A 5,320-nucleotide genomic window follows, 5' to 3' on the forward strand; every position below is an offset into this window, starting at 1 on the left:
TCCCTTTCGTTCAAAGGTTCTAGGCTTTTACGAGCAAAGCTACACACTCCACGTGTGCTGAGAGCTTTCTTCTATACTAATAGACGAAAGGGTGTGAAAATGATTTTTAAATGATACTGTGGAACGGAACAGTAGCCCTAGTATTGACTACTGTCGTTTCTATTCATATTGGCTATTCTAGGACTGAGATGAAAAAATCTATAAATGCTCAGAATAAAATTGAACCCGCAAATCTCCCCAAAACAATGGTGAGTCATGTACTTGTATTATTCCGAAAAATACACCTCTGGTGCAGTGAGACAAATTGGTGTATCTTATAGTGGCTTCGTAGATGAAAGCTATACTCTACTATCACTCTTTGATGATGTAGAACAAATTGAAAAAGATAATAGACTTCAGACAGCTATTGATGTTGTCAGAGAACAGTTTGGTTTTTTAGCCATACAAAAAGGAACCGTCCTAACTGAAGGTTCCAGAAATATTGAACGCAGTAAACTTATCGGTGGTCATTCCGCGGGTGGATTGGAGGGATTAAAATGAAACAAGAAAAAAATACAGTACAATTTTCAGAAATCCGTAGCAAAGGATGTAATGATATTGAAATGCTTGAAAGATTTTTACATGGAATCGTTGAAACAGCAACTTCAAAACTTCGTCAGAGAAAACTCAAAACAACTGAAATATCGATACGACTAGTACATGCTAAATCTGAAAACCGATTACCATTGGAATTTACATTTAGCATTAAGCCAACAAGCTCATCTGTGATAATCTATACTGAGGTAATCAATCGCTTTAAAGAATGTTACACAGGTGGGGGAATTCAAGGTTTTACGATTCAATTTGATAAAAATACCCTTGCCTCTGCATAGAAAGGATTTGATATGATTGACCGTTCATATTTACCATTTCAATCAGCAAGAGAGTACCAGGATACAAAGATGCAAAAATGGATGGGCTTTTTCCTATCTGAACATGCATCAGCACTCTCTGATGATACAAACAAAGTAACGTACATGTCTGACTTATCACTAGAGAAGAAATTATTACTCCTCAGTCAAGTATACGCCGGGCAGCTACGCACACGCATTCAAGTGATTGAAAAAAACAAGCGTGTTTCCTACACTGGAACAATACCAAGTCTGACCAAAGATTTCATTTTGATAAAAACTACAACAGGTCACATCAATTTGAAATTAAAAGACATTATTAGTATTGAACTTGTCGAGGAGGTGCTCTATGAATCAGCTTGAGTTTCAGCGTAATCACCTACAAATGGACTATTATAGCGAGAGCTACCAAGATTTTGAACGTGACTTCTACCGCTACTCTAACATGAATATTCCATTGACCTTCCTAACTGATGATATCCTAAAAACAATGGCGACTTCACGTAAGAATTACTTTGTCCTCAATAAGGAAAAGTCCAGAGATAACCGCGATCACTTCTTCATATTTGAAGTAAGTACCGTAGATGAGAATCCGCTAATCTATCATTATACATATAAGAAAACTACAATATATTTAGCAGAAAAATAGGAGCAGTTCAATTGACTGTTCCTATTTTTAATATTCATAAAATCTAAAGTCTTTATACTCTTTAACAATGGAGTCGCCAACCAGAACAGACTATACTGACCAGCGACTACCTTAAATTTAATGTTTCAGATTTATTTTCTTATCTCTAATTTCATAAACTACATCTGCTACATTTTCGAGTAATCGTTTATCGTGGGTGATAAACACGATAGTTCCGGTGTACTCCTTCATTAGTATTTCCAAAGCCTCTAAACTTGGTATGTCAAGGAAGTTACTGGGTTCATCCATTATTAGGATGTTATATCTACCCATGAGCATTTTAGCAAGCAACAATTTTATAATTTCTCCACCGCTTAAAACAGATAAACTTTTTCCAATATCGTTCTGTTTGAACCCCATAGATGCTAGCACTGAACGAATTTCTGATATATTGTAGTCACAATCCTTCTGCATAAACTCCATAACATTCTGATTACTGTTGTACTTGTAACCATTCTGTGCAAAGTAACCTATTTTTGCCTTAGGCGAAATAGAAATTCCTTCTTCATGGTTTAAGATCATTTGGATTAAAGTTGTTTTTCCGATTCCATTACCACCAGTTAACGCCACTTTTGCTCCTAACGGAATTTGAAAAGATGCATTTTCAAACAGAGCCTTATCCCCAAATACTTTATTAATTTCTGCACCGACTATAGGGTATGGATTATGGAGCTCCAATGCTTTACTTTGCCTGAAACGAATTCTGCGAATGCCTTCCGGAGCTTCTACTTTTCCTAAGGCCGCAATCCTGTGCTCTAGGGTTTTAGCAGCATTATACATCTTTTTTTCCTTACTTCCTATTGATTTTTGATGAGCTAAACGCCCTCCGTCTTCAGTACTTTTTTTCTTTGAAGAACCTTTTGCCTTCTGTTCTATTTTACGAGCCTGTTTTCGCTTTTCCTCCGCAGCCCTTTCCAATCGGGCACGTTCCGCAATAAATTGTTCGTATTCTGCAGCTTGGCTCTTACGTTCTTCCTCTTTCTGACGAAGATAATCAGAATAGTTTCCCCAATACTCAGTGATTTTGCCATCTTTCAGTTCCCATATTTTATCTACTATTTCATCAAGAAAATAGCGGTCATGGCTAATAACTAACAGTGCACCTGTAAAATATTTTAGCTGTCCTATTAGAAAATCAATTCCTTCACGGTCTAAATGGCTCGTAGGTTCATCCGCTAAAATACCATGAACCTGTGCCGATAAGGCCTGTGCTATTTTAAGCCTTGTTTCTTCACCACCGCTCATAGTCTGTATATTTAATTGCTCAACACCTAGCTTGCCTACAAGTGCAAAATCTTTTTCCTCCTGCAGAGTTACTTCGTCCAACTGGGGAATATAGGCAAGTTCACCCAGACGATTCATTTTACATCCTGGGGGAGTTAATTCTCCTAAAAGTACCCTGAGTAAAGTGCTTTTTCCAGCACCATTTGCTCCTACTAAACCAATACGGTCATAATCATATACTTCTAATTCATTTATATCTAAAACATCGCGTCCTTTGAATTCCACACGAATGTCTTTTGCTTTTAATATTAATTCCATAACATTTCCTCCTGTCTATAATCGCATGCTTTCATTTGCTTGTATGCAGGGAAAACCCTGCGATTTTAGCAGGAAGAGTTACATGAAAATAAGATACATAAATATTCCTCCAATATTGTTTATTTTAAATCTAATTTTCTAACCTCAGTTATCATTTGGCAAACTATAGCAATGCCAATAATTAAAATACCTGATAGTAAAAACCAATGATTTACACCGATTTTATCAGCAAAGAATCCAGAAAGAATTAACCCAATTGGCATAGCAAGTGACATGATACTTCCGATCAAAGAAAATACACGTCCTAAATATTCAGGCTTAATTTTCTCCTGAAAAAGAGCTGTTTGCACACCGCTATAAAATGGCACCGAAAGCCCCATTATTGCACAGCAAACTACGAATATTACAAATCCATTTGGAGGAAGTATTCCCGAAACGGCTAAACTGGTCCCCATTATAAAAAATGAACTTGTTATTAGTAATACATGCTTTTCGAAGCCCCCTAATCTTCCTAATAATAAGCCTCCTGCTAGCATCCCAAATGCAAAGGAAATTTCCGTAATAGAAATATGCACAGGTGTTCCATTAAAGTGTTCCATGCTTATTAAAGGAAATAGTGCATTGATTGGCATATAAACAAAAGTATATAGTGTTCCTAAGAGTAATAAGGCAAACAATCCTTTGTTTTGTCTCAGAACCACAACTCCTTCTTTCATCTCCCTTATGAAATTTGGTTCTAAACTTTGCACTTGATTACCCAGCTTAGGTATACGTACAATTGCTACCGTAATAGATGCAATCACAGCACCCAATACGTCGATGGCAATAATAGCATTTAAATCCCAAACGGAGTATAAGAGTGCTGCAACTGCCGGACTAACAATATAGCTTATAGACTGCAAAGACTGACTATAGCCTGCGCATTTCGTTAGCTGTTCTTCTGGTACTAAAAGTGGTGTAACCGCATTGAGTGCTGGGGTATGAAAAGCTGTTCCAATGCTACGGATAAACAATACTATCATAATCATCCAGACAGGTAGCTCCATACAGAATGCAACAATAGCAAGCACTGCACCAGCTGCTGCGATAATTAAATCGGCACCAATCATTATCTTCTTCCTATCATGACGATCCACTAGCACACCAATGGCAGGTCCCAAAATCGCATAGGGTAAAAAACCTACTAATGAAGCCATAGACAAGACCATCGCAGATCCTGTTTTTTCTGTAAGGTAAAAAATAATCGCCATTTGCAGGATGGCACTAGTGATTAATGATACTGCTTGCCCTGCCCATATTGCATAAAATTTTCGTTTCCAATTGTTGTATTTTTCCATTTATATTATCTCCTGCATATTATTTTGCTTGAATTTCTATTTTGAATAGCATTCTAGGCAATAAAAAATGCAGGCCAAACCCCACAATGTGGCTTTTGGTCTGCATACATACAATTTGGAAACATTCATATTAAAGACATAGTTAAATAAAGGTATAGTTAAATAACCAATATCCTCACCGTAACTAATGAATGCTCAATATCGTATAAATAAGCACAACAAAAAAGCCTATCATCGGGTATAGATTCTGCTTTTTTTATTGCCAGCTTATCTTAAACGCATTGAGGCTGTCATAGTTTCGGTTCCTCCTACATCTTTGTTTATATCAATTTATAGTATAACACAACAAGATGATATGTTCAATATAAAAGTTATGGAATGAGACTCATACTTCCAATTCGATGCCAGATTTAAAGGATATGACGAAGTTTTCTTCATAGACTGTAACGCTCTGGATTATCTTCCTTAGTAGCAAGCGATTAGCTTTCACAAAATCTTCTGTTTGTAGTTTTAAAAATTCATCAGGATTTTCTAACTCAACCTCAAAATATTTCATTTTACATTCCCTCATTTCATTTATTGATAAATTGAGTTTGCAAAAAAGAGTGGACAATTTTTGTCTACTCTTAACCTTTAAAATAGTTTTTTTTAATCGATTTGAAGTTGCCTAAATTATTACTTATTCGGTAAAATGAAGTATTGCTTTCAACAGATTTCCTTCAACTACACTTCACTTGATTCAAACAAGGTGGGTACATTTCTATTCCCACAAACTCCTTGTCAATGGAAACAAACACGTACCCACAGGGTAAATGGAAATAGAATTTGAGAATTCCTAACTATCACTTCCACTCACTCCAAAA

The 5,320-nt window shown here is 36.2% G+C and carries 7 protein-coding genes; 4 read left to right on the top strand and 3 right to left on the bottom strand.

Going from position 1 to position 5,320, the window contains the following annotated elements:
• The first annotated feature begins 294 nt into the window (after positions 1-294).
• From AX662_RS07815 to AX662_RS07830, 4 genes are read left to right on the top strand one after another with little or no spacing between them, the layout of a single operon-like run.
• Positions 295-540 carry a hypothetical protein gene (locus AX662_RS07815; protein WP_001813542.1) on the top strand — a complete coding sequence of 82 codons (246 nt, stop codon included), beginning with the start codon at positions 295-297 and terminating at the stop codon, positions 538-540.
• Complete coding sequence (locus AX662_RS07820) at positions 537-872, top strand: DinB/UmuC family translesion DNA polymerase (protein ID WP_000806926.1); 336 nt, start codon at positions 537-539, stop codon at positions 870-872. Before AX662_RS07815 ends, AX662_RS07820 begins: the two co-directional genes overlap by 4 nt.
• Positions 873-884: 12 nt before the next feature.
• Complete coding sequence (locus AX662_RS07825; RefSeq protein WP_000567222.1) at positions 885-1,253, top strand: hypothetical protein; 369 nt, start codon at positions 885-887, stop codon at positions 1,251-1,253.
• A complete protein-coding gene (locus tag AX662_RS07830; protein WP_001072467.1) occupies positions 1,240-1,539 on the top strand; it encodes a DUF5960 family protein in 300 nt (99 codons plus the stop codon). The genes AX662_RS07825 and AX662_RS07830 overlap by 14 nt, the downstream gene beginning before the upstream one ends.
• A gap of 117 nt (positions 1,540-1,656) precedes the next feature.
• On the opposite strand, the gene msr(D) is transcribed toward AX662_RS07830, so the two are convergent.
• The 3 genes from msr(D) to AX662_RS07845 form a co-directional block, all read right to left on the bottom strand.
• The gene (gene msr(D), locus AX662_RS07835; RefSeq protein WP_000420313.1) at positions 1,657-3,120 is read right to left on the bottom strand and encodes an ABC-F type ribosomal protection protein Msr(D); all 1,464 of its coding nucleotides are present in this window, start codon (positions 3,118-3,120) and stop codon (positions 1,657-1,659) included.
• A gap of 119 nt (positions 3,121-3,239) precedes the next feature.
• A complete protein-coding gene (gene mef(A), locus AX662_RS07840; RefSeq protein ID WP_000417519.1) occupies positions 3,240-4,457 on the bottom strand; it encodes a macrolide efflux MFS transporter Mef(A) in 1,218 nt (405 codons plus the stop codon).
• 385 nt (positions 4,458-4,842) lie between these two features.
• Positions 4,843-5,013, bottom strand: a complete 171-nt coding sequence (locus AX662_RS07845; RefSeq protein ID WP_000873143.1) for a hypothetical protein — start codon at positions 5,011-5,013, stop codon at positions 4,843-4,845.
• Positions 5,014-5,320 lie beyond the last annotated feature (307 nt).

Source organism: Streptococcus sp. CCH5-D3 (assembly GCF_001556435.1).
GTDB lineage: Bacteria > Bacillota > Bacilli > Lactobacillales > Streptococcaceae > Streptococcus.